The following is a 24,998-nucleotide window of genomic DNA, read 5'->3' as shown; positions in this document are numbered from 1 at the left end:
ACAAACAAGCTTGGAAAAGCAGGTCTATTGAAAAAATGCGAGCAGCGCGATGCCCATGGCGATGCGGTAGACGACAAAGACCATCATCGAAGCCTTGCGCAAAAACTGCATCAGGAAGGTCATCGTGGCCAGCGCCGCTACAAAGGTCAGTGCGCCGGTGATCAGCGCCTCCTTGAGCAGTTCGGTGCTGGCGCCCATCAGGTCGGGAATGATCAGCACGCCGGCGCCGGCCACTGCCGGTATCGATAGCAGGAAGGAGAAGCGCGCCGCTTCAACTCTGCTGTATCCGAGGAAGCGGGCGGCGGTCATGGTTACCCCCGAACGGCTGGTTCCGGGAATCAGCGCCATCGCCTGGGCCAGTCCGACAATGATACCGTCCTTGAGGGTCGCATCCTCGAAGGATTTGACCTGCCGTCCGAACCGGTCGGCGATCCCGAGCAGGATGCCATAGACGATCAGATTGACGCCGACCAATGTGGTGCTGCGAAATCCGTCGAGATAGCCGCCGGTCTTCAGGAACAGGCCGACGACGACCGCCGGAATCGTGCCGATGATGATCCACCAGAACAGCCGTCGTTCGGCCGCTGCCTGGCCGACGCCGATCGTGGCGAGGCCGCCGCGGCCAAGCGACCAGACATCCTTGAAAAAATAGGTGATGATCGCCAGCAGCGAACCGACATGCACGGCAATGTCGATCATCGGCCCCTGGTCGGCAAAACCGGTGAACACCGGCAGTATGATCAAATGGCCCGAAGAGGATATTGGCAGGAATTCGGTGACGCCCTGCACAATCGCGAGGAGCAGCATTTGAATAAAGGTCATGGACAGCCCGTATATTGTTTCGATGCGCAATAGCGTTTTGCAAGGCGGATGTCGTGAGGAAAATATAGGTCCGATATAATACTAATCGCTGCGCACGAGACCACTGTAAGAGTCATGCATCGCCGAAAAAGACATATATAGGTCATAATAACTGACCTATATATCAGAATATACGTGACTCCAGCCGCCATTTTGGTTATTCCCTCTGTCACCACCGGCAGAAACGGCGCTGGTTGCAATCATATAACTTACGGGAAACGAGTATCTGGCATGGCAAAAAGCCCGCAGAAATTGGAAATGCTGAAATTTGTCGAGGACGGTCAGGCCTATCCCGAAAAACGCGCGCCCAGCCTCCGCGCGGAAGATTTTCAGGAGATCGCCGACAAATATGCACCCGAAAAAGCCGCAGAACAGGCTGCCCGCTGCTCGCAATGTGGCGTGCCTTACTGCTCCGTCCACTGTCCGCTGCACAATCATATCCCCGACTGGCTCCGTCTGACCGCCGAGGGCCGGTTGCGCGAAGCCTATGAAATGTCCAACCTGACCTCGACCATGCCGGAAATCTGCGGTCGTATCTGCCCACAGGACCGTCTGTGCGAAGGCAATTGCGTGATCGAATTTTCCGGTCATGGCGCGGTCACCATCGGCGCAGTCGAAAAATATATCACCGATACCGCCTGGGAAGAAGGCTGGGTCGAACCGCTGCAGCCGGGCCGGCCAAAAGGCCAGTCCGTCGGCATCATCGGGGCCGGCCCTGCCGGTCTGACCGCGGCGGAATATCTGCGGGTCGCCGGCTATGACGTACATGTCTATGACCGTCACGACCGCGCGGGCGGCCTGCTGACCTACGGCATACCGGGCTTCAAGCTGGAGAAACAGGTGATCATGCGCCGGGTCCAGCGGCTCAAGGATGGCGGCATCCAATTCCACGAAAGTTTCGAAGTGGGACGGGACGCCACACTCGAGCAATTGCGCGACAAGCATGATGCCATATTGATCGCGACCGGTGTCTACAAACCACGCGCCATCCAGATGCCGGGCGTCGGTGCGCCGGGGGTCGAGGAGGCGCTCGACTTCCTGATCGCTTCCAATCGCAAGAGCTTTGGCGATGATGTACCTGAATTCGGGCCCGAATCAGGTGGTGGCCGCTATAATGCCAAGGGCAAGAATGTCGTCGTGATCGGCGGTGGCGACACGGCAATGGATTGTGTCCGCACCTCCATCCGGCAGGGCGCCAAATCGGTCAAATGCCTCTATCGCCGCGACCGCGCCAATATGCCAGGTTCGCAAAATGAGGTGCGCAATGCCGAGGAAGAAGGCGTAGAATTCGTCTGGCTGTCTGCGCCCAAGGCAATCGAAGGCACCGATCATGTCACCGCGGTCAGGGCAAACAGGATGCGATTGGGAGCGCCCGATGCCAGTGGTCGCCGTTCCCCCGAAGTCGAACCGGATAGCGATTTTACGCTCGATGCAGATCTGGTCATCAAGGCGCTCGGCTTTGACGCGGAAAACTTGCCGACCCTGTTTGATTCGCCGGACCTGTCGGTCACCCGCTGGGGTACATTGCGCGTCGATCACAAGTCGATGATGACCAATCTCGAAGGCGTTTTTGCCGCCGGCGATATCGTCCGCGGCGCCAGCCTGGTGGTCTGGGGGATCCGGGATGGCCGCGATGTCACCGAACATATGCACCGTTTTCTAAAAGAGAAGAAGCTGGCGGAAAGAGTGGCGGCATGATCAAAACACCATTGATCGCAGGCCTGGCCTTGATAGTGTCTGCGCCCGTGCATGGCCGGAGTGCGTCAGAAGAACCGACGGCAGAAAATTTCCCCGCACGGGAGGCGGTGGAAGCCAGCTACCGGCTGCTCGACAGCACCCGATATGACGAACAGGTCAAGGCATCGGCTCTTCCGATGAGCCTTGCGGTCTTCGATGAAATTCTATCGCAGAATATGGAGAAAGAGGGCGTCGTGCTGGACGATGACCTGCTCCAACAACTGCGCAGCACATTCGCCGAGGAAATGGATCAACTGGTGGAAGAGTTCACCCAGGACAGCCGGATCGAAGCAGGCCTTGTCTATGCCCGCTATTATTCGGCGGCCGAACTGGACCGGCTGACCGAAATACACAAAGACCCTGTCATGCAGAAATCGCTGGTCGTAGGGCCTAAGCTGCAAACAGAACTGATGACCGTCGGCATGCAGAATATGCGCAAGCACCTGCCCGGTATCGAAGAACGCATGAAGGCGGTTCTCGAAGAATATCTGTCCGACCTTCTCACCAGGGAGACCTCTTGAAATGCATGGAATTTTCAAAGCAACCGCAGCCGCCGCAGCCTTTTTTATTGCCAGCCCGCTGTGGGCGCAGGGCGAGACGTCCTCTTCGCAGACGTCCGGACAAGAGACGCCGGCTGACTCCGCCCGTCTCGATGCGGCAGCCGGAACCATCGATCATCTTTTCCCGCTCGGTACGTATGAGCGCATGATGCGAGGCACAATGGACAAGGTGATGGATAGCATGCTGTCCAGCCTCGGCGCGATGACCATGGACGATCTCGCGGGCGCGAGCGCCGTCAAACAAGACGCGGTTCCCGAAGAGGGGGCACCACAGACCTTGGCGGACTATTCGCGCGCGGCCGATTCGCATTTTGACGAACGGATGCGAATCTCGACCCGGGTGATGATGGACGAAATGGTGACGCTGATGACCAGCATGGAGCCGGAGATCCGAGAAGCATTGACGAAAATCTATGCGCGCAAATTCACCGTCGACCAACTGAACGAGATGAACAGCTTCTTCGCCACCGATACGGGCGCCGCCTTTGCCCGTGATTATATGATGGTTTTTGTCGATCCGGAAATGATGGAGTCGATGATGGGCTTGGTACCGGAGATGATGCGGGCGATGCCGGACATCATGCAGAAAGTGGAGGCAGCCACGGCACATTTGCCGCCGCCGACGAGCGCGGAAGAGCATGAAGATGACAGCGACGGACGCGCGGCAGACGAATTTTAAGACGCGATGGCGGAAGCCGAAATGCTTTAGCCGGATCAAGAGAGAAATTGAATGACGAACCATTACCCCACCCCCGAGCATGAACGGCTAGCCCGCGAAGGCATGTACCGGCCCGAATTTGAATCCGATGCCTGTGGTGTCGGTCTGGTCGCGGCAACCGATGGCAAGCCCTCGCGGCGGGTTGTGTCCTCGGCCATTGATGCGCTGAAAGCGGTCTGGCATCGGGGCGCGGTCGATGCCGATGGCATGACCGGCGACGGCGCCGGCCTGCACGTCGATCTGCCCGAACGCTTCTTTGACGATGCAATTGCCGACAGCGGCCACAAGGTCCGTCCCAACCGGCTCGCCGTGGGCATGATCTTCCTGCCGCGCACCGATCTCAATGCCCAGGAAATGTGCCGTACGATTGTCGAGGCGGAGATCATCGAGTCAGGCTATACCATCTACGGCTGGCGCCAGGTCCCGGTCAACGTCTCGGTGATCGGGCAGAAAGCGCAGAACACCCGCCCCGAGATTGAGCAGATCATGATCGCCGGTCCGATGCCGGACAAGCAGGACGCGCGCGAATTCGAGAAGAATCTCTATCTCATCCGCCGCCGGATCGAGAAAAAGGTCATCGCAGCCCAGATTCAGGATTTCTATATCTGCAGCCTGTCCTGCCGCTCGATCATCTACAAGGGCTTGTTTCTCGCTGAATCGCTGTCGGTTTTCTATCCCGACCTGACCGATGACCGGTTCGAAAGCCGGGTGGCGATTTTCCACCAGCGCTATTCGACCAATACGTTCCCGCAATGGTGGCTGGCGCAACCGTTCCGCTGCCTTGCCCATAATGGCGAGATCAACACCATTCGCGGCAACAAGAACTGGATGAAAAGCCACGAGATCAAGATGGCGAGCCTCGCCTTTGGCGACCACAGCGAAGATATCAAGCCGGTGATCCCGGCCGGTTCGTCGGACACGGCGGCACTGGACGCGGTGTTCGAGACGATTTGCCGCTCCGGCCGCGATGCGCCGACCGCGAAAATCATGCTGGTGCCGGAAGCCTGGCAGAACAATCCGGATATCGATCCCGCCCATCAGGCGATGTACGAATATATGGCGAGCGTCATGGAGCCGTGGGACGGCCCCGCAGCATTGGCGATGACCGATGGCCACTGGGCTGTTGCCGGCGTGGATCGCAACGCCCTGCGCCCGCTGCGCTATTCGGTCACCGCCGACAATCTGCTGATCATCGGCTCGGAATCCGGCATGGTCGTGGTCCCGGAAAGCCAAGTCATCGAGAAAGGCCGGCTCGGCCCCGGCCAGATGATCGCGGTCGATCTTGACGAAGGCGCCCTGTTCAAGGATCGCGAGCTCAAGGACCGGATCGCTTCGGAAGAACCTTATGCCGATCTGGTCAAGGGCTTCCTGACCGTCGATGACCTGCCGCCGGCACCGGAAAATTCCGGCATGGGCTTTTCGCGCGAAGAGCTGATCCGCCGGCAGACCGCCGCCGGCCATACGCTGGAGGATATGGAAATGATCCTCGCGCCGATGGTCGAGGATGCCAAGGAGGCAATCGGCTCGATGGGCGACGATACCCCGCTCGCGGTGATCAGCGTCAAGCCGCGTCAGGTCAGCCATTTTTTCCGGCAGAATTTCTCCCAGGTCACCAATCCGCCGATCGACAGCCTGCGCGAACGCCATGTGATGAGCCTGCGCACGCGTTTTTCCAATCTCGCCAATATCCTCGAACAGGACAGCCAGAATGAAGACGTGATGGTGCTGGAAAGTCCGGTGCTCAGCTGCGCGCTTTGGGAAAGGCTGAAATTGGGCTTCGGTGATGCAGTGGCCGAGATTGATTGCACCATGGCCACCAGCGGCAACGCGATCGAAATCCGCGATTCCCTCGCCCGCATCCGGGCAGAAGCGGAGCAGGCGGTGCGCGCGGGCAAGACCGAAATTTTCCTTACCGACGAACATATTGATGAAGACCGGATGGCGATCTCGATGATCATCGCGACCGCCGCGGTGCACACCCATCTCGTCCGCAAGGGGCTGCGCTCCTACGCCTCAATCAACGTCCGGGCGGCAGAATGTCTCGACACCCATTGCTATGCCGTGCTGATCGGGGTCGGCGCGACCACGGTCAACGCCTATATGGCGGAAGCGGCGATTGCCGACCGCCATGCCCGCGGGCTGTTCGGTGATCTGGACTTTGACACCTGTCTCGAACGCCACAAGAAAGCGGTCGACGAAGGCCTGCTCAAGATCATGTCGAAAATGGGCATCGCCGTCATCTCCAGCTATCGCGGCGGCTATAATTTCGAGGCAGTCGGCCTGTCCCGCGCGCTGTGCAACGACCTGTTCCCCGGCATGCCGAGCAAGATTTCCGGTGAAGGCTATGCATCGCTGTTCATCAACGCACAGGAAAAGCATGAGGCGGCCTTTGAACCGGCGGTCGTCCGCCTGCCGGTCGGCGGTTTCTACAAGCAGCGTGATGGCGGCGAGGCCCATGCCTATGGCGCGCATATGATGCACCTGCTGCAAACAGCGGTCGCACATGACAGCTACTCCTCCTATCTGCAATTCTCGCAAGCGGTCCACGAAATGGCACCCGTTTATCTGCGCGATCTGATGGAGTTCAACTATGCGCCCGAACCGGTGCCGATCGACGAGGTTGAAGCGATCACCGAAGTACGCAAACGGTTCAACACGCCCGGCATGAGCCTCGGCGCGCTCAGCCCGGAAGCGCACGAGACGCTAGCCATCGCAATGAACCGGATCGGGGCCAAATCCGTGTCCGGCGAGGGCGGCGAGGAGAAACGCCGCTACACGCCGTTTGAAAATGGCGACAATGCCTCCAGCCCGATCAAGCAGGTCGCTTCCGGCCGCTTTGGCGTCACATCGGAATATCTCGGCGCCTGCGAGGAAATCGAGATCAAGGTCGCCCAGGGCGCCAAGCCCGGCGAGGGCGGCCAGCTGCCCGGCTTCAAGGTCACCGAATTTATCGCCAAGCTGCGCCATTCGACCCCCGGCGTCACCCTGATCTCGCCGCCGCCGCATCACGATATCTACTCGATCGAGGATCTCGCCCAGCTGATCTATGATCTCAAGCAGATCAATCCGCGCGCGCAGGTTTGCGTCAAGCTGGTCTCCTCGGCCGGGATCGGCACGATTGCCGCGGGCGTCGCCAAAGCCCATGCCGATGTCATCCTGATCTCCGGCAATACCGGCGGCACCGGCGCGTCGCCGCAGACCTCGATCAAATTTGCCGGCACGCCGTGGGAAATGGGGCTGACCGAAGCCAATCAGGTGCTCACTCTCAACGGCCTGCGCCACCGGGTAAAATTGCGCACCGACGGCGGGCTGAAGACCGGCCGCGACATTGTCATCGCCGCGATCCTGGGCGCCGAGGAATTCGGCATCGGTACGCTCAGCCTCGTCGCGATGGGCTGCATCATGGTCCGCCAGTGCCACAGCAACACCTGTCCGGTGGGCATTTGTGTGCAGGACGAGCGGCTGCGCCAGAAATTCACCGGCACGCCGGAAAAGGTGATCAATCTGATGACCTATATGGCCGAGGAAGTGCGCGAGATTCTGTCGCGACTCGGCTATCGTTCGCTGGACGAAATCATCGGCCGCACCGAGCTGTTGCGTCAGGTCAGCCGCGGGGCCGAGCATCTCGACGATCTCGACCTCAACCCGATCCTCGCCAAGGTCGATGCACGCGACGACCAGCGCAGCTTCAACATCGACACGCCGCGCAACGAAGTGCCGGACAGTCTCGACGCGGAAATGATCGACGACGCGAAACCGGTGTTCGAACGGCGCGAGAAAATGCAGCTCACCTATACGGTGCGCAACACCCACCGCGCCGTCGGCACCCGCTTCTCCGCCGAAATCACCGCCAAATATGGCATGAGCACGTTGAACGAAGATCATGTCCATATCCGTCTGCGCGGTTCGGCCGGCCAGTCGCTCGGTGCCTTCCTCTGTCAGGGAATCACGCTGGAGGTGTTCGGCGATGCCAATGACTATGTCGGCAAGGGTCTGTGCGGCGGCAAGATCGTCGTCCGCCCGATGGTCAGCTCGCCGCTGGTCAGTCAGGAGAATACGATCATCGGCAATACCGTGCTCTATGGCGCCACCGCCGGACAGCTCTACGCAGCCGGACAGGCGGGCGAGCGCTTCGCCGTGCGCAACAGCGGCGCCGATGTCGTGGTCGAGGGCTGCGGCGCCAATGGCTGCGAATATATGACCGGCGGCAACGCCGTCATCCTGGGCCCGGTCGGCAGCAATTTCGGTGCCGGCATGACCGGCGGCATGGCCTTCGTTCTCGACACCGAGGGCGATTTCGAGAAGCAGGCCAATGGCGAGAGCATCGTCTGGCAGCGCCTCGACAGCGCCTATTGGGAAGCGCATCTGCGCGCGCTGATCGAGCGGCACCAAAAGACCACCGACAGCAACTGGTCCGAAGCGATATTGCGCGACTGGGACCGCTGGCGGGATCGCTTCTGGCAGGTCTGCCCGAAGGAAATGGTCAGCCGGATCGATCATCCTTTATCGGATAAAGAGGTGATGGAAGCGGCAGAGTGAATCTATGAGTTGGAAGGCTCGAGGACATATTGAGTCAGAAGCTTATCGCAGGGGATATCAGACAATGTTCTTGTTTTGATCTTCTCCTGATCTTATTCTGCCTTTACCGAATCGGAGAGGAAAGAGCATGCCCACAATCACCCCCAACTATCTCGAAATGAAAGCCAGAGACCTGCCCGCCAGTAAGGCATTCTATGAAAGGGCCTTCGGTTTTGCCTTCACCGATTATGGTCCGGACTATGCCGCCGTCGAAGGCGGACCGGTGCAGATCGGAATCGCCGCAGGAGCGGAACCGGTTGCTCCGATGCCGACGCTGGAGAGTGACGATCTGGAAGCTTCGCTGGCACAGGTCAAAACGGCCAAAGGCGAAATCGTCAAAGGGATTTTCCCCTATCCCGGCGGACGCCGATTCGAATGTCTTGATCCGGCTGGCAACCGGCTGGCGGTCTACCAGCCGGACTAGACAGCCGCCGGTTACAAGTCTTTACAGGCCGGCCTCCCCGGGTTCAGCTGAGAATCAGGCGTAATTTGCTATTCCGATGACCATTGATGATCATCTCGAGGAATATCCCATGCGCCGCTTTACCCTGCCCTTGTCCGGACCAATATCCGCCGCGTCGCTGATCCTGGCCGGCCCCGCGCTGGCGCAGGACCATCAACCGCAAGCGAAGATGGTCGAACAGCTCAACGATCCCGCCTTTCAGGACAATATGGTTTCGATGATGTCGGGCTTCATGATGGCGATGATGGACCTGCCGATTGGCCAATTTGCGCAGGCTATGGACAAGGCGATGCCGGAAGATATGCGCGGCGATGACCGCTTTTCCGCGATCAGTCCCGATACTACGCTGGGCGATCTGGCCCGGCGCGATGACCCGGATTTTGACCGCGATGCGGAAGCCAAAATGCGCCGCGGCACCGCGATGATGGGAATCATCGCTTCGGAATTTGGCGCACTGCTTCCGCAGCTACAGGCTATCGGTAATCGGATGAAACGGCGGATGGATGCGTCGGAATAATGTTGCCCGAACCCGACCCCCGGACAATGTCGAAATCGGGCATCAAAGCTCTTCCACAAACCCCTGTTCGCGACTAACACGAACCCATGTGGCAGTTGTACCAATTCCCCTTATGTCCGTTTTCGCGCAAAGTTCGGTTGCTGCTGGGCGAGAAGGCGGTCGGCTATGAGCTTGTCCGCGAATCGCCGTGGGATCAACGCGACGAATTTCTGGCGATGAACCCGACCGGGCGAACGCCGGTCATGAAGCATAGCGAGCGCGATATTCAGCTCGTCGACAGTGTGGCAATTTGCGAATATATCGACGAAACGGTCGAGAAAGTCCCGATGATCAATGGCACGGCGATCAACCGGGCCGAGATCCGGCGTCTGGTCGCCTGGTTCGACGAACAATTTTACGGTGATGTGACGGCGCCGATGATGCACGAACGGATGCACAAGAGACTGGTCCGGCGTGAACCACCCGATGCCAAGATCTTGCGCGAAGCGATGCGCCGGGCGAATTCGCATCTCGATTATGTCGACTATCTGATCGACCACCGCAGCTGGCTGGCCGGGGCGACAATGAGCCTCGCCGATCTCGCCGCCGCGGCACAGATTTCGGTGGCAGACTATCTTGGCGCGATTGACTGGGCCGGCCATGAGCAGACCAAGGCATGGTATGCGATGTTCAAGTCGCGCCCCTCCTTCCGCCCATTGCTGTCCGAACGGATGGAAGTGATTGCGCCGCCGCCGCATTATGAAAAGGTCGATTTCTGACGCGCGATGGGAGGTGATAGCTAAAGCGGCTTGATCATCAACACCTTGTCCATGCCAGGCGCAAAGCCGTCTTTCTCGCGGCCGGTTTCAACAAATCCGAATTTTTCGAAAAAGGGAGCGACCCTGGACGTGGTCGGCAGGTCTGCCTCTTTATAGTCGCCGGCTTTGACAATTTCCTGCAACCGGTGCTCGGTCAGCAGCCGTCCCAGACCATCGCCGTGATGCGCTTGGTCGACCATGCCCCAGGTGAACCGCGCCTTCCCCCGATCTTCTCTGGCGAAACCGCCGCAACCGAGAATCCGGCCATCCTTCTCGATACAGAAATACTGCCCTTTCGGCCGGTCGAGAAATTCGACAAACAAGTCGCGCTCGGTGGCATCGAAGAAATCCGGCACATTGCCGTCGAATATCGCGAGACAGGCCTGTTTGTCCGACAGCATATAGGGCCGGACATCGACCATCAGGCTTTGACGACGGTCATCAGATAGTTGAGCGCCAGATTGTCGGACAGCGCAAAGCCTTTCGAGGGGCTATAGGACAGACCGGTGGTATCGATGACCTCGAGACCGGCAGCGTTGAGCAGCTTTTCCAGTTCACCCGGCGTGATGAATTGCTCGTGATGGTGGGTTCCGCGCGGGATTTGTCCGGTCCGCTCTGCCAGCTCGACCAGCATCAGCTTCGACAATGCAGTGCGATTGGGCGTCGAGATGATCATCAGACCATCATCGGCCAAGGCTCCCGCCAGACCGTTGACGAAGACCTGCGGATCATCGACATGCTCGATCACTTCGAGCGAGGTCACCAGATCAAAGCCCCGGCCCTCGAAATCCTCGATTGCCTCGTTGCGATAATCGATAGCGAGCCCTTGCGGTTCGGCATGCGCTTTTGCAGCGGCAATATTCTCGGGTGCGGCGTCAAGGCCGGTGACGTCCCCGCCAAGTCGCGCCAAAGGCTCACAAAGCAGGCCGGCACCGCAACCGACATCCAGCGCCATTTTCCCGACAAGCGGGTTCAGCAGACTGGAATCGCAATGAAAATGCAGATCAATCGCATCCCTGATATAGCGCAGCCGGACCGGATTGAGCCGGTGAAGCATGGCGGAAGACCCCTTCGGGTCCCACCATTCCGCAGCGAGAGCACCGAAATGCGCGGCTTCATCGGGCTTGATTGTGCTACTTGCCTTTGTCATGTCGCCTCTTTATCAGGCTTTTCAATCCTGTTCAGGCCCTTTTTATCGAAAGTTTTACCGACAGCAGCATGGCACGCATAGTGATGAAATTTGGCGGCACCTCCATGGCCGGAATCGAACGTATCCGCAGGGTGGCGCAGATCGTCAAGCAACAGGCCGATGCCGGCCATGAAGTGGCGGTGGTTGTATCCGCGATGGCGGGCGATACCGACCGGCTGGTCAATTTTTGCCGGGAAGCCAGTTCGCTCTACGATCCGGCAGAATATGACGTTGTCGTCGCTTCGGGCGAACAGGTTACTTCGGGCCTGCTGGCTATCGCTTTGCAGTCTCTCGGCGCAAAGGCACGCAGCTGGCTGGGCTGGCAAATGCCGATTCGCACGATCGAGGCGCACAGCAAGGCCCGCATCGACGAGATCGATGCGGAGAAACTGACCGCAGCGATGGCAAGTGGTGAAATCGCGATTATTCCCGGCTTTCAGGGCATTGGCAACGATGGCCGGATCACGACATTGGGTCGCGGCGGGTCCGACACCAGCGCGGTGGCAATCGCGGCAGCGGTCAAGGCAGATCGCTGCGATATCTATACCGATGTCGATGGCGTCTATACGTCCGACCCACGCATCGTCACCCGCGCGCAGAAACTGAACAAAGTAACGTTCGAAGAAATGCTCGAACTGGCGAGCGTTGGCGCAAAGGTTCTACAGACCCGCTCGGTCGGGCTGGCGATGAAAGAAGGGGTACGCATTCAGGTATTGTCCTCCTTCACCGATGAAAACACCAATTGGACCGCAGACGATCTGCCCGGCACGATGATTGTCGGCGAAGATGAAATGGAGAATAAGGATATGGAAGGACAGCTGATCACCGGCATCGCCCATGACAAGAATGAAGCCAAGATCACCCTGACCCGCGTTCCCGACAAACCTGGCGCGGTGGCGGATATTTTTGAACCACTCGCCGGTGCCGCTATCAATGTCGACATGATCATCCAGAATGTCGGTCGCGAAAAAGGCGAAACCGACGTGACCTTCACCGTGCCAAGCGTCGACCTCGACCGCGCCACGCAGGTGCTGGAAGGTGCGAAGGAGAAAATCGGCTACAACCGCCTGATCCCCGACACCAATGTCGCCAAGATATCGGTCGTCGGCGTCGGCATGAAAAGTCATGCCGGTATCGCCTCGACGATGTTCAAGGCACTGGCCGATCGCGGCGTCAATATCCAGGCGATCACCACATCGGAGATCAAGGTCAGCGTGCTGATCGAGGAAGATTATACCGAACTGGCGCTGCGTGTCTTGCACACGGCTTATGGGCTGGACGCCGAAGATGCGGCCTGACCATTTTCCCTCCCCTTCAGGGGAGGGATCAAGGGAGGGGGAGTCCTTGCGAAACCATGCTCTTCTCCCAACGCTCTCCCCTGAAGGGAAGAGGGCTCTAGAAAGAAAAATATGACCCAATCCAACCTTCAGTCTCTCATGCAACGCGGCACTGATTTCCTCGGCTGCGAGACCGCGATCATGTGCGGGGCGATGTCCTGGGTATCGGAACGCAATCTTGTCAGCGCGATTTCCAACGCGGGCGGTTTTGGCGTGATCGCCTGCGGCGCGATGACGCCGGATCTGCTCGACACCGAGATTGCCGAGACGAAAAAGCGCACCGACAAGCCGTTCGGCGTCAATCTGATCACCATGCATCCCGATCTGATGGAACTGATTGCCATTTGCGGCAGGCATCAGGTCAGCCATGTCGTGCTCGCCGGTGGACTGCCGCCCAAGGGCAGTCTGGAAGCGATCAAGGAGACCGGTGCGAAGGTCATCTGCTTTTCCCCCGCGATGGCTCTGGCCAAGAAATTCGTTCGGTCGGGCGTCGACGCGATTGTCATCGAAGGTATGGAAGCGGGCGGCCATATCGGGCCGGTGGCCACCTCGGTGCTGGCGCAGGAAATATTGCCGGAGATCGCCGATCAGCTGCCGGTCTTCGTCGCCGGCGGTATCGGCACCGGCGAAATGATCGCCGCCTATCTCGAAATGGGCGCCAGCGGCGTCCAGCTCGGCACCCGTTTTGTCTGCGCCCATGAATCGATTGCCCATCCGGATTTCAAGAAAGCCTTCATTCGCGGCAATGCCCGCGACGCGATTACCAGCGTCCAGGTCGACCCGCGGCTGCCGGTGATCCCGGTCCGCGCGCTCAAAAACAAGGGCACCGAAGAATTTACACGCAAGCAGATCGAGGTCGCCAAATTGCTGGATTCCGGCGAGATAGAAATGGGCGAAGCGCAGCTACAAATTGAACATTTTTGGGCAGGAGCGTTACGAAAAGCGGTCATAGATGGCGATATTGAACATGGAAGTGTCATGGCCGGACAGTCTGTCGGGATGGTCAAGGCCGAAGAATCCGTGGCCGAAATTATCAAATCGCTGATCGACCAAGCCGAAACCGCTCTGGCGCGATAGCTCTGCGACGCGGGAGGCCGGACACGATCCGTCTTGCCTTGCTAACACAGTTTCGCCATAGCTAAGCCATGACAAAAGATGCTTCCAAATCTTCCATTTCCGATCAATATTCGGCTGTGGAACCGGATCTGCAAAGCACCTATAATCAAGGCCTTACACCGCTCCATCCGCCGCAGAAAAGCCTTATCCGGATCACCATGATCATATATGCACTAATCCTGCTGGCGCTCGGGATGATTGCCGAATGGGTGATGAGAATGAAACTTGGCGTTGACCCCGGGATGGTTCTCATCCCCGTGCTGCTGTTCGCCGCTCTGATCGTCTTCGTCCTGCCCCATCGCATCTATCGCCGCTGGGGCTATGACATGGGCGACGAGCAATTGCGGATACTCCGCGGTTTTCTCTGGCGGACCGACACAATTGTCCCGTTCAATCGCATCCAGCATATCGACGTCGCACAGGGTCCGCTGCAACGGCTGTTCGGCTTGTCGACCTTGATCGTGCACACCGCCGGGACCCACAATAGCATCGTGACCCTGCCCGGCCTCGCCACCGCCGATGCGGAAGAAATGCGCGATACGATCAAGGACCATATCCGCCAAGACATGATATGAGCGACCACATGGCAGGCCTGACAACGCCAGATGCGGCCCCTTTCCGGCGGCTTCACCCGCTCAGTATCCTGATGAAATCCGCGACGATGCTGGGCCGGAATATCATCGCAATTGTCGTCCTTCACTTCAGCCTGTTCGACCAGAATCTGGCCTATACCGCGCCCGCAGCGCTGGCGCTTGTTGCACTTGTTGTCGGGGTGACAGCGCTGATCTGGTCGCGCTTCACCTACCAGGTTACTGCCCGCGAAATCCGTATCAAAAGTGGCCTGCTCAACCGAAACAACCGCTCAATCCCCTTCGACCGGATTCAGGATGTCAGCCTTGAGCAGACTCTGTTCAGCCGGCTTATCGGTCTTATGACCGTCAAACTCGAAACCGGTGCAGGCGGCGGCGACGATGGGCAACTGGATGCATTGGCGCGACCGGATGCAGAGGGGCTGCGCGACACGATCCGCGACTATAAGGCCGGATTATGCGCTGACGAAACTCCGTCAGATGATCAGGTGGTTGGCGCCGAGGCCCCGCCGCTCTTTGCCATGGACAATCGCCGGATATTGATCGCCGGGCTGTTCAATTTCTCGTTCGTTTTGTTTGCCATATTCGGTGCCGTCGCCCAGAATCTCGATTTCCTTCTACCCGACGGATTTTTCGACCCCCGCCGCTGGATCGAGGCCCTGCCGGAACAGGAAGCGATCAACAGCATCAGTTCAAAGGTGCGGATCATCGGCGCAATGGCGGCGATCTCCTCGCTGGTTACAATCGGCCTGGTCAGCGGGATCGTGGCAACATTCGTCCGCGAATATGGTTTTCGCCTTGATCTGGTCAATAGCGGCCAGCCGGGATTCCGGCGGCGGCGCGGGCTATTCACCCGCACAGACATGGTGATGCCGATCCACCGCGTTCAGGCTGCCGTCATCCAGACCGGTCCGCTTCGGGAGCGATTTGGCTGGTATCATCTGAAATTCATATCGCTCGCCAGTGATGCCAATGGCGAAACCGATCATAGCGCGGCTCCCTGTGCACGCTTGACAGAAATCGAACCGATCCTCGACCTATGCAAGATCCACCAGGCACCGCTCGATCTCGAGTTTCAGCGGGTCAACCCCGCCTTCTGGTGGCGCAAAGCCGTCATTGCCGGACTGCTGATTACTGCCATCGCTCTCGGCACCGGATTTTTCCTGCATCCAGCCTTTCAGGCGATCAGTTTGCTGGCCTTGCCCGTCATATTAATCTTGTTTCTCAACTGGCAGCATCATCAATATGCCCTGGATAACAATCAGATGTATGTCCGGTCCGGCTGGTGGCGGCGCAAGCTGACGATCCTCCCGTTCCGCAAGATACAAAGCGTCGATATCAGCCAGTCCCCGCTCGACCATCCGCTCGATCTGGCAACAGTCACAATAGGCATTGCCGGTGGTTCGACAACTGCGCCGCTCCGGATCCACGATATTCCTTTGCAGATGGCCACGGATTTGCGCGCGATGCTTGTCGCCCGTCAAAATCAGGCTTGACTCAACGCCCCGATCATTCACGATAGTTGCCAGAGATATTATAAAATTGTTCAGGGAGAATATGATGCGCAGAACGAGTTTAGCCATACTGGCACCTCTGGCGATGCTGATCAGCCCGCCGACATATGCACAAGCGGATACCAACCGGCAGGAAACCGCATTACATACTGTCATTGATGCCTATTGGTCGTATCAGCTGGAAGAATATCCCGAATTTGCCTCCTCCCTCGGAGTAGACGATCCGGTTGGTCGGGTCAGCGATGCCAGTCTCGAAGCCGAAGACAGCCGCGTGGCAAAGGCAAAGACCTGGCTTGCGCAACTGGATGCAATCGACACAGCAACGCTGAACGAGGACGACAAGACCAACTATGGCATATTGCGCCGGACGCTCGCTGAACAGATCGAGGCGAACAGCTACGGACAGCGCACAATCAATTTCACCAATCGCGGCGGCTGGCACCAGAATTTTGCCAGCATGCAAAACAACCTGCCGTTCCGCAACGAGCAGGATTACCAGACCTATGTCAACCGGCTGAAACAATATGCAAAGATCAATGACCAGTCGATTGCAGTTGCCAATCAGGCGCTCGCTGGCGGCTATGTCCAACCTTGTGTGTCGATGGTGGGCTATGAAACAAGCATCTCAGGCCTGATCACGGAAGATCCTCGCGAATCCCGCTTTTTCGAACCGTTCAAACGTAAAGTGCCGGACGGCATGGATCCCGAAGTTTTTGAGGGCTTGGCGGGAAGCGCCATGGCAACCATCAGCGCGCTGATTAATCCTGCCCTGAAAAAGCATCTCGACTGGTATATGAAAGACTATGCCCCGAATTGTGCCAAGGCGCCCGGCGTCTCGGCCCAGCCCGGTGGTGCAAAATATTATGATTTCCGCGTCCGTCAGATGACCACGACCGACAAGACCGCCGACGAGATTCACAAGATTGGCCTGAGCGAAGTGGCACGAATTCGTGCCGAGATGGTCGAAGTTGCCAAGGAGGCTGGTTACGACACACGCGAGGCGTTTATTGAACATCTTCGGACCGATCCGCAATATTATGCGAAAACGCCGGAAGAGCTGATGGAAAAGGTCGCCCGTGTGACCAAGATGATCGATGGCAAAATGCCTTCGATCATCGGCAAGCTGGCGCGCCTGCCTTATGGCATTAAGGAAATCCCGGCCGAAACCGCGGAAGGCACGACCACCGCATATTATAATCCCGGCTCGCCGGACGTCGGCATTGCCGGCTTCTATTATGTCAACACGTCCAAACTCGACCAGCGCCCCTTCTGGGAAATTCCTGCGCTGAGTGTTCACGAAGCGGTGCCCGGCCATCATCAGCAGATCGCGTTGCAACAGGAACTCGATATGCCGGACTTCCGCAAACATGGTGCGTTTTTCACCGCCTTTGTCGAAGGCTGGGGGCTCTATTCGGAGCGGCTCGGTATCGAGATGGAGCTATATGATACGCCGGCCAAGAATATGGGGCGGCTGTCCTACGAAATGTGGCGCGCATGCCGGCTGGTCGTCGACACCGGGATCCACAGCAAGGGCTGGAGCAAGCAGCGGGCAATCGATTTCATGACCGACAATACCGCGCTCAGCGAAGCCAATATCGAGGCAGAGGTGAACCGCTATATCAGCTGGCCCGGTCAGGCGCTGGCCTATAAAATGGGCGAGTTGAAAATCCGCGAACTGCGCAGCAAGGCGACCCGCGAACTGGGCGACAAATTCGACCTGCGCGCGTTTCACGATGTCGTGCTGGGACAGGGCGCGGTGCCGCTGGATATGCTCGAAGCGCAGGTAAACCGGTGGATAGAAGCCCGGAAGGCTAGCTAGTCATTCATCATCCGGACCGGGGGTTTCATTGGCCCCCGGTGGCACGGCCAGATCATTGGCGGCTTCCAGCGCGTCGGTATCTTGCGCATCAAGCCGGTCTCTTGCTTCTTCCGCCGCAGCTTCTCGCGCTTCGCGTTCGGCTTCGATTTCCAGCACCCGTTCTTCCACTGCATCGGATTCCGCATCGATCCGGGCCAGTCGTTTCTGGCGCTCCTCTTCGATCAACTGTCCCCAGTTGACCGTGTCATCAATGCCTTTTTCTGCATAGGCCTGGCTGAGCAGCGCCTGTGTGCATCCGGTAAAGCCGCCCGCTCCCGTCGGCGAACAGCTGCTGGTTCCCGATTTTCCGACATATTCGTAGGACCTGACGCGTTCCGACCAGGCCTGATTCTTGGCATCGCCGAGACTGCCGCCCCGCAGGGTTTCTGGAATGCGGTACCGCTCACTCTCGTCCTTGCGCGCGCAGACGACAATTTCGTCCTCGGAGCTCTGCGGACAGGGGTCGTCGCCATAAATGACGAGCTGGTTCACCCGATCGCCGGGATCATCCTGCGCCTGTACCGGAAATGCCAATAAACCAGCGCCTGAAAGCGCGGCAGCAGAGATCAAAATTTTCTTCATCATAGGTTCCTTTGGCTGCACCGGTCTGAACCGGTGCTGAAGCGGGCTTCGCTCCCTAAATTCGTTTCGACAGTCCTATCGCAACCCGGCATCCCAATCGAATTGCTGCGCTTAAAATCGGATAGCCGGGTGCATCTTCTGCACCGGCGGCAATTGCCGTCTCCTTATGCTCCAGCTCCTCTTCACGAAACTCCGCAATCATACGGGTCAGTTCGGGATCGTCTTCCGATCCAAGTGCGTCCAGTTGTTCCTGATAATGGTGGTCGATTTCGGTTTCCACTGCAGCCGTACACGCCATTGCAGCGCGTGGACCCAGCGCCGCTGTTGTCGCGCCCAGCGCATAACCGGCAACTTTCCAGAACGGTTGCAGAGCGGTAGGTCGAACCCCGCGCTCCGCGATCATCTGGTCAAAAGCATCAAGATGCCGCTGCTCCTGCTCGGCCATATGGTGAATCGCGCTGCTATCCGGAGCATCATCGCCCATCACCGCCAGCTGGCCCTTGTATATTTGCGCCGCTCCATATTCACCAGCCTGATTGACCCGGATCATCGAAGCAATATCAGCGCCTGTCTGGCCCAATTTTGTCTCAGACATATTCCGAATCCTTGCGTGCTGTTGCTACCATTGCCAAAATAAGGATCGCACCGCTGACCGACCACAGGAAATTGAAACCGGCCAGTGAAATACCAAATAACGTCCATGGTGCTACATCGCAGCGAACCAGTGGTGCGTTCATGATCGAATCCAGCATATTGTCACCCGCCGGAATATTGCTGGCGCAAGAGGTCAGACCTTCCCACCAGTCATATTCCACCCCGGCATGAAAACCGCCTATCAGCCCGCTTACCAATATCGCCAATGCTGCCGCTATCACCAATGGTTTCGCCAGCGATGTCTGGCGAAACATCAGAGCGGCCAAAGCAAAAAAAATAGCGACAAGATGCGGCCATCGCTGCCACATGCACATTTCACAAGGATAAAGGCCGAACCCATATTGGCTGATCAATGCGCCGCCCAGCAAGGCCGAGGATAGTATCAGGGCCAGCCAACCGGCGTTGCGAACAGATGTCATCAGCGGGTCCTAATTTTTCGCTACGACTGTTTTCTTGGCAGATTTTTTAGCTGCCTTGTTCATCGCCATTTTCAAACCGTCGGGACCGAGGCGGCCAATAGTCTGCAGCGCATAATGAAGCTGGAAATCCTCGACGCCCTGCTCTTTCAATTCTTCGGCAGTCTGACTGAAGCGCGGATCGTCCTTGCTATCTTCTTCAAGCACCTCATCCTCTAGCTTGACCTCGTTGATGAGATGTTTCCGCAAATCGGATTCGCGGAACCGGGGGCGGGACTTGTAATCCGGATCGGACAATTGTGGCACGTTGATATCGGGTTCAATCCCGCCTTCCTGCACCGACTTGCCCGACGGCGTATAATAGCGGGCCGTGGTCAGGCGTAGCGCGCTATTGTCGGAAAGCGGCAACAATGTCTGCACCGAACCCTTGCCAAAGCTGCGCTCACCCATGACGAGGGCACGGTGATGGTCTTGCAGGGCACCGGCAACAATTTCAGATGCCGAAGCCGAACCCGCATCGATCAGGACTATGATCGGCAGACCGGCAGCAGCATCGCCGCTTTTCGCAAAATAGCGTTCGATGTCGGATTTTTCCCGTCCGCGCTGCGAAACAATTTCCCCGTGAGAGAGGAAAACGTCCGATACCGAAACCGCTTCATCGAGCAGGCCGCCCGGGTTGGACCGCAAATCGAGTACATAGCCCAGTGGTTTCTTGCCAAGCGACTTGTCGATACCGGTAATCGCGGCGGCAACGTCAGCACCGGTATCAGCGGAAAAGCTGTTGATGCTGATTACACCGATCTGGTCCTTGACCTCCCATGTCACCGGCTTGAGATCGATGATCGCGCGATCCATCGTAACGTCAAACGGCTTGTCGCGGCCGGGGCGCACAATCGTGATACTGATCGGCGTGCCGGGTTTACCACGCATTTCCTCGACGGCTTCATCCAGCGTACCGCCATAAATCAGTTCGCCATTGATATGGGTGATATAGTCGCCCGCTTTCACACCGGCCTTATCCGCAGGCGTGTCCTTGAACGGCGCAATGACTTTCACCGCACCGTCTTCCAAAGTGACCGAAAGGCCAAGGCCACCATAATTGCCATCGGTCTGGGTCCGCAGGTTCTCGAAATCCCGGACATCAAGATAGCTGCTGTGAGGATCAAGGCTGCCGAGCATGCCTTCAATCGCGCCTTTAATCAGATCCGCATCGTCCACCTGATCAACATAGTCATTCCGCACCCGTTCAAAGACGCTCATGAACTGTTCCATCTCGCGATAGGTATTTGCGTCCACTGCGGAAATTGCCGACGTCGTGGCGGGTAAAAGCGCAACGGTCAAAACCAGGGCGGCGGCTTGCAATACGGGCTTTTTCATCAATGCTGTCCTGTGTGTATATATCGGTATCAAATATAGGCTGGAATCAGTCCTAAAGCCAAGCAGCTTAACCAAAAATGACGGAACTGTTCGATCAGCAACATTTTTCAGCGCACTTTAAAGGTTTTCAGCCGATCAGTGCGGCAATATCAATAGGGCGGCCATTGCGGCGCAGTTCGACGGTGACGGTTGGGTCATCGAATCCCGACTGTCCGACCGGCGCACCCTGCACAACCTGATCCCCGACCGCGACCCTGATCGTCTCCATATTGGTGATCAGGCTGGTCCAACCAGCCTCATGTTCGATGATCAGGATATTGCCATAGCCCCGATAACGTCCGGCATAGGCCACTCGTCCCGGAGCCGGCGCAACAATCTGAGCACCCGAAGCAACCGCAATCGTGAGCCCCCGCGAGCGATAGCCGCTATCCGAAATTTCCCCGAGACCGGTGACAATTTCGCCATCCACCGGTAGCAGATAGGCACTGGTGATATCCTTGTTCTGGCTCTGCGCGCGAACCGGCGGATCTCTACCTTGGTCGGGCGGGAGTAACGGGCCATCAAGCGCGGCCAGCGCTTCGCGCACCGCACCGCTTTCGCGAATCTGGTCCATCAGATCCACAATATCCCGCGCTTCCTCACCGAGGGCGAGCGCGCGTTCCTGCTCTATCCCGGCATCGTCTGAAAATTGCGATGCATTGATCCGGTCATTTGCTTCCAGTCCAGCCAGTTGCCGCCGCCTTTCCGTCAGCCGCAGCTGGCTCTCGTCAAGCGACGCAATCGCCTTGGCGGCCTGCAGCCGAAGCTGCTCTCCCTGTTTGACCTCATCGCGAAGGCTGGCGGTCCGCTGTTCGATTTCGGGCATCACTGCCGACAGGATGGACCGCATATAGATAAGCTCGTCAAGCGAGCGCGGTTCAACCAGAACAAGCGCGGTTGGCTTGCGGGTCATCATCTGAAGCGCAGCGGTCAGCCGGATCATCGGCCCCTGCTTTTCCGCCAATCGTGCCCGCTGCTGCTGCTGAAGCCGAGACACGATGGCGATGCGGGTGCGCGCCGCCTTTATGTCGGCTTCGGCTGCCTGGATGCGCGCCGCCAATGCGGCGGCTTCACTGGCGAGCCTGTCTGCATCGTTGCTCGCCGCTTCCGCTTGCCGTCGCAAGGCATCGCTGCGCTGGCGGGCGCGCTCAGATTGCTCGCGCGCCGAGATCAAACTGCGTTGCTGCTCCGCAAGACTTGGTCCGGGGGCCTGCGCGGAGATCAGCGCCGCGCCACCAAAGCCGACGCCGACAACTGCAGTCATCACGAGAATGAATCGTCGCATCGCGGTCACCCTTCCCTGTGATAGGGGTGGCCAGCGAGAATCGATGTCGCCCGAAACAGCTGTTCGGCGAGCATTGCCCGCGCCATCATATGCGGCCAGGTGGCTTTACCAAAAGAAAAGAAATGATCCGCGCTGGCGCGCTCTTCGGCGCTCAAACCATCGGCCGCACCGATCAGAAACCGCGCTTCGCGCGCGCCGTCATCGCGCCAGGTCGAAAGCAAATCGGCAAATTTCTTCGAAGTCCAGGTTTCACCAGCTTCGTCCATCGCGATGATTTTGGTGAGACCATCAAGCTTTGGCGACTTGCCGCCCTGATCGGGCAACTCGCTGATCTTCACATCCCAAGCGATACGCTTCACGTAACGATTCACAATATCGGCTTCCGGGCTGCGACCGATTTTTCCGCGGGCGACGATATGCAGTCTCATCGCGCCGTTAATTCACGCTTCGGCGACGTCTGCCGCGTCACCTTCCTCGTCAACGGCCCACATCCGTTCGAGATTGTAGAAGCTGCGCACCTCGGGGCGAAACAAGTGGACGATCACGTCGCCGGCATCAATCAATACCCAGTCGGCATTGGCAAGACCTTCGATTCGGGCGATGCCGCCGGCCTGCTTCACCCGCTCGGCAAGCTTCTGGGCGATTGCCGCAACCTGTCTGGTCGAACGCCCTTCGGCGATCACCATATGGTCTGCAATATTGCTTTTGCCCGCCAGCGGAATCGAGACGACATCTTGTGCCTGATCATCGTCCAGCGATTTCATGACAAGCGCATGGAGTGCGTCCGATTCGGCCTTTCCTTCCTTGGAAGTGGCAGATTTCAGAGCTTTTACCTTCGGTTTCGTCAACTTAAATCCTAATCTTCTGGGCCAATCAGCCGGTGTGTCACCGCGTCACGAACGCGGCGATCATCATATTGCTGATGCCAATGGGGCCGGGCCATCCGGATCGCGGTGGCCGAGCGTGGGTCGGGACGATAGCGCAGGAATGTCAGCGCCGGCGTACTCCAGTAGGTCCAGTTACGACGCTGGCGCGCGGGGTGGACGAAGCGCCGCAGCCAGGCCATTGCGGGAGCCGCAAAAGCGTCGTCATCATAGCCGGGTCTGGAAATAACTGCAATCGGCAAAAGCCGCGCGATTTTTCGCCAGTCTTTCCAGCGATGAAATTGCGCCAGATTATCCGCTCCCATGATCCAGACAAATTGCCGTTTCGGATAGCGGCGAACCAGTTTGATCAGCGTATCATAGGTATATTTCGTGCCCAATCGGCTTTCTATGGCGGTCGGCCGGATCGCACTCCGCCGCGCCATTTTCCGTGCGGATGCCAGACGCGCATGAAGCGGCGCCATATCCTTCGCCCCTTTCTTCAGCGGATTGCCCGGTGAAACCAGCCACCACAATTCATCCAGATCGAGTTCGGCCATGGCAAAAAGACTGATCGACCGATGGGCGCCATGGGCCGGGTTGAACGACCCACCCAGCAGCCCGGTGGTTTTCATATAATGATGCTCAAGGCCGCACGTGCCCGGTTCCGCGGACCACCCATTTATAGGTTGTCAGCCCCTCCAGAGCCACCGGACCGCGTGCGTGCATACGTCCTGTGGAAATGCCGATCTCGGCACCGAGCCCAAATTCGCCACCGTCGGCAAACTGGCTTGAGGCATTGTGCATCACAATCGCGCTATCGGCGCGCTGGATGAATTTTTCGGCTACCGCCATATTTTCGGTAACAATCACGTCGGTGTGATGCGATCCATGTTGAGCAATATGGTCCAGCGCCTCGTCGAGGCCGTTCACCATCGCCACAGCAGCGATAGGGGCAAGATATTCCGTATCCCAATCCGCAGCGTCCGCCGGCACGATTCGCTCATCCAGTTCGAGCACGGTATCATCGCCGCGCACTTCGCAACCGGCATCAATCAACGCTCGCACCAATGGTCCGGGTGCAGGATAATCCTGATCAATCAGCAATGTTTCCATCGCTCCGCAAATCCCGGTACGACGCATCTTCGCATTGACCGCAATGGCGATGGCTTTGTCCGGATCCGCATCCTTGCCGATATAGGTATGATTTATGCCGTCAAGATGCGCGAGAATCGGTACCCTTGCTTCATCCTGCACCCGCTTGACCAGCGACTTACCGCCCCGTGGAATTATGATGTCAATCAAACCGGTGGCCTTCAGCATAGCGCCAACCGCTGCCCGGTCCGTGGTTTGCACGAGCTGAATGGCATGTTCGGGAAGTCCGGCTCCAACCACCCCTGCTGCCATGGCGTCAAAAATTGCCCGGTTGCTCTCTATCGCCTCCGATCCGCCGCGGAGAATAACAGCATTTCCAGAACGCAGCGCCAAAGCCGCCGCATCGGCGGTAACGTTAGGGCGGCTTTCGTATATGATGCCGATGACACCCAGCGGAACCCGGATGCGCTCCATCACCAGACCGTTGGACCGTTCGGAACGGTCGATGATTTGTCCAACCGGATCAGGAAGTTTGGCAACATGCTCTACTGCCGAAGCAATGGCTTCAAGCCGTCCTGCATCGATCATCAGTCGGTCGAGCATGGCGTCACTCAATTTACGGTCCCGCGCGCTTTCCATGTCGCGCTGATTGGCTGCCAATATGGCAGTCTGGCTAGCGCGCAAATGTTTTGCGGCGGCATTCAGTGCATCAGATTTTTGAGCATCGCTTGCGCCAGCCAGCATCGTGAACGCAGCGCGCGCCTTCTGTCCCATTTCGGTGATAAGCTGTACAGAGTCTGTCATGAAAGCGCTGCTAGCATGGAGACACCCGCAATTTAACCCAAAATCGGT

Annotated in this window: 24 protein-coding genes; 12 read left to right on the top strand and 12 right to left on the bottom strand. The window is 58.1% G+C overall.

Going from position 1 to position 24,998, the window contains the following annotated elements:
- Positions 1 to 24 precede the first annotated feature (24 nt).
- Positions 25 to 822: an undecaprenyl-diphosphate phosphatase gene (locus ACN0VD_RS02360; RefSeq protein ID WP_417591210.1), complete on the bottom strand. Its 798-nt coding sequence runs from the start codon at positions 820 to 822 to the stop codon at positions 25 to 27.
- Positions 823 to 1,092: 270 nt separating this feature from the next.
- On the opposite strand from ACN0VD_RS02360, the gene ACN0VD_RS02355 reads away from it, so the two are divergent.
- From ACN0VD_RS02355 to ACN0VD_RS02325, 7 genes are all read left to right on the top strand, one after another.
- On the top strand, positions 1,093 to 2,559 hold the full coding sequence (locus ACN0VD_RS02355) for an NAD(P)-dependent oxidoreductase (protein ID WP_417591208.1): 1,467 nt from the start codon (positions 1,093 to 1,095) through the stop codon (positions 2,557 to 2,559).
- Complete coding sequence (locus tag ACN0VD_RS02350; protein WP_417591206.1) at positions 2,556 to 3,119, top strand: DUF2059 domain-containing protein; 564 nt, start codon at positions 2,556 to 2,558, stop codon at positions 3,117 to 3,119. The genes ACN0VD_RS02355 and ACN0VD_RS02350 overlap by 4 nt, the downstream gene beginning before the upstream one ends.
- A gap of 1 nt (position 3,120) precedes the next feature.
- Positions 3,121 to 3,837, top strand: coding sequence for a DUF2059 domain-containing protein (locus ACN0VD_RS02345; RefSeq protein WP_417591204.1), 717 nt, complete (start codon positions 3,121 to 3,123; stop codon positions 3,835 to 3,837).
- A gap of 51 nt (positions 3,838 to 3,888) precedes the next feature.
- Positions 3,889 to 8,415: a glutamate synthase large subunit gene (gene gltB, locus ACN0VD_RS02340; RefSeq protein ID WP_417591202.1), complete on the top strand. Its 4,527-nt coding sequence runs from the start codon at positions 3,889 to 3,891 to the stop codon at positions 8,413 to 8,415.
- A gap of 127 nt (positions 8,416 to 8,542) precedes the next feature.
- The gene (locus ACN0VD_RS02335) at positions 8,543 to 8,878 is read left to right on the top strand and encodes a VOC family protein (RefSeq protein ID WP_417591200.1); all 336 of its coding nucleotides are present in this window, start codon (positions 8,543 to 8,545) and stop codon (positions 8,876 to 8,878) included.
- Positions 8,879 to 8,954: 76 nt separating this feature from the next.
- A complete protein-coding gene (locus ACN0VD_RS02330; RefSeq protein WP_417591198.1) occupies positions 8,955 to 9,434 on the top strand; it encodes a hypothetical protein in 480 nt (159 codons plus the stop codon).
- An 86-nt stretch (positions 9,435 to 9,520) separates the two neighbouring features.
- Positions 9,521 to 10,192, top strand: a complete 672-nt coding sequence (locus ACN0VD_RS02325; RefSeq protein ID WP_417591196.1) for a glutathione S-transferase family protein — start codon at positions 9,521 to 9,523, stop codon at positions 10,190 to 10,192.
- 20 nt (positions 10,193 to 10,212) lie between these two features.
- On the opposite strand, the gene ACN0VD_RS02320 is transcribed toward ACN0VD_RS02325, so the two are convergent.
- Both ACN0VD_RS02320 and ubiG read right to left on the bottom strand, forming a co-directional pair.
- Complete coding sequence (locus ACN0VD_RS02320) at positions 10,213 to 10,653, bottom strand: GNAT family N-acetyltransferase (protein WP_417591194.1); 441 nt, start codon at positions 10,651 to 10,653, stop codon at positions 10,213 to 10,215.
- Positions 10,653 to 11,381 carry a bifunctional 2-polyprenyl-6-hydroxyphenol methylase/3-demethylubiquinol 3-O-methyltransferase UbiG gene (gene ubiG, locus ACN0VD_RS02315; RefSeq protein WP_417591192.1) on the bottom strand — a complete coding sequence of 243 codons (729 nt, stop codon included), beginning with the start codon at positions 11,379 to 11,381 and terminating at the stop codon, positions 10,653 to 10,655. The genes ACN0VD_RS02320 and ubiG overlap by 1 nt, the downstream gene beginning before the upstream one ends.
- 68 nt (positions 11,382 to 11,449) lie before the next feature.
- On the opposite strand from ubiG, the gene ACN0VD_RS02310 reads away from it, so the two are divergent.
- The 5 genes from ACN0VD_RS02310 (at position 11,450) to ACN0VD_RS02290 (ending at position 17,796) form a co-directional block, all read left to right on the top strand.
- Entirely contained in the window at positions 11,450 to 12,718 is a 1,269-nt protein-coding gene (locus tag ACN0VD_RS02310) for an aspartate kinase (protein ID WP_417591190.1), read from the top strand.
- A 111-nt stretch (positions 12,719 to 12,829) separates the two neighbouring features.
- Positions 12,830 to 13,834, top strand: coding sequence for an NAD(P)H-dependent flavin oxidoreductase (locus ACN0VD_RS02305; protein ID WP_417591188.1), 1,005 nt, complete (start codon positions 12,830 to 12,832; stop codon positions 13,832 to 13,834).
- Positions 13,835 to 13,902: 68 nt separating this feature from the next.
- Positions 13,903 to 14,448, top strand: coding sequence for a PH domain-containing protein (locus ACN0VD_RS02300; RefSeq protein WP_417591186.1), 546 nt, complete (start codon positions 13,903 to 13,905; stop codon positions 14,446 to 14,448).
- The gene (locus ACN0VD_RS02295; protein ID WP_417591184.1) at positions 14,445 to 15,959 is read left to right on the top strand and encodes a PH domain-containing protein; all 1,515 of its coding nucleotides are present in this window, start codon (positions 14,445 to 14,447) and stop codon (positions 15,957 to 15,959) included. The genes ACN0VD_RS02300 and ACN0VD_RS02295 overlap by 4 nt, the downstream gene beginning before the upstream one ends.
- A 61-nt stretch (positions 15,960 to 16,020) precedes the next feature.
- Positions 16,021 to 17,796 (top strand): DUF885 domain-containing protein, encoded by a 1,776-nt coding sequence (locus tag ACN0VD_RS02290; RefSeq protein ID WP_417591182.1) that lies wholly within the window; start codon positions 16,021 to 16,023, stop codon positions 17,794 to 17,796.
- Here the strand turns inward: ACN0VD_RS02290 and ACN0VD_RS02285 are convergent, their stop codons facing one another.
- The 9 genes from ACN0VD_RS02285 to ACN0VD_RS02245 all read right to left on the bottom strand — a co-directional run bounded on the left by ACN0VD_RS02285 (position 17,797) and on the right by ACN0VD_RS02245 (position 24,950).
- A complete protein-coding gene (locus tag ACN0VD_RS02285) occupies positions 17,797 to 18,420 on the bottom strand; it encodes a hypothetical protein (protein WP_417591180.1) in 624 nt (207 codons plus the stop codon).
- Positions 18,421 to 18,472: 52 nt separating this feature from the next.
- Entirely contained in the window at positions 18,473 to 19,012 is a 540-nt protein-coding gene (locus ACN0VD_RS02280) for a demethoxyubiquinone hydroxylase family protein (RefSeq protein ID WP_417591178.1), read from the bottom strand.
- On the bottom strand, positions 19,005 to 19,490 hold the full coding sequence (locus tag ACN0VD_RS02275; RefSeq protein ID WP_417591176.1) for a disulfide bond formation protein B: 486 nt from the start codon (positions 19,488 to 19,490) through the stop codon (positions 19,005 to 19,007). Before ACN0VD_RS02275 ends, ACN0VD_RS02280 begins: the two co-directional genes overlap by 8 nt.
- Before the next feature lie 9 nt (positions 19,491 to 19,499).
- Positions 19,500 to 20,864, bottom strand: a complete 1,365-nt coding sequence (locus ACN0VD_RS02270; protein ID WP_417591174.1) for a S41 family peptidase — start codon at positions 20,862 to 20,864, stop codon at positions 19,500 to 19,502.
- Between the two features lie 127 nt (positions 20,865 to 20,991).
- Positions 20,992 to 22,188 carry a murein hydrolase activator EnvC family protein gene (locus tag ACN0VD_RS02265; RefSeq protein ID WP_417591172.1) on the bottom strand — a complete coding sequence of 399 codons (1,197 nt, stop codon included), beginning with the start codon at positions 22,186 to 22,188 and terminating at the stop codon, positions 20,992 to 20,994.
- Positions 22,189 to 22,193: 5 nt separating this feature from the next.
- Positions 22,194 to 22,616, bottom strand: a complete 423-nt coding sequence (locus tag ACN0VD_RS02260; RefSeq protein ID WP_417591170.1) for a 23S rRNA (pseudouridine(1915)-N(3))-methyltransferase RlmH — start codon at positions 22,614 to 22,616, stop codon at positions 22,194 to 22,196.
- 12 nt (positions 22,617 to 22,628) lie between these two features.
- Positions 22,629 to 22,952, bottom strand: a complete 324-nt coding sequence (gene rsfS / locus ACN0VD_RS02255) for a ribosome silencing factor (protein WP_417591599.1) — start codon at positions 22,950 to 22,952, stop codon at positions 22,629 to 22,631.
- A 92-nt stretch (positions 22,953 to 23,044) separates the two neighbouring features.
- Positions 23,045 to 23,686, bottom strand: a complete 642-nt coding sequence (locus ACN0VD_RS02250; protein ID WP_417591168.1) for a nicotinate-nucleotide adenylyltransferase — start codon at positions 23,684 to 23,686, stop codon at positions 23,045 to 23,047.
- 10 nt (positions 23,687 to 23,696) lie between these two features.
- Complete coding sequence (locus ACN0VD_RS02245) at positions 23,697 to 24,950, bottom strand: glutamate-5-semialdehyde dehydrogenase (protein ID WP_417591166.1); 1,254 nt, start codon at positions 24,948 to 24,950, stop codon at positions 23,697 to 23,699.
- Positions 24,951 to 24,998: the final 48 nt, after the last annotated feature.

Origin of the sequence: Parasphingorhabdus sp., from assembly GCF_048267785.1 — a bacterium.
In the GTDB taxonomy this organism is placed as follows: domain Bacteria; phylum Pseudomonadota; class Alphaproteobacteria; order Sphingomonadales; family Sphingomonadaceae; genus Parasphingorhabdus.
The sequence above is the reverse complement of the archived record's forward strand: the minus strand, read 5'-3'. Positions and strand labels throughout refer to the sequence as shown.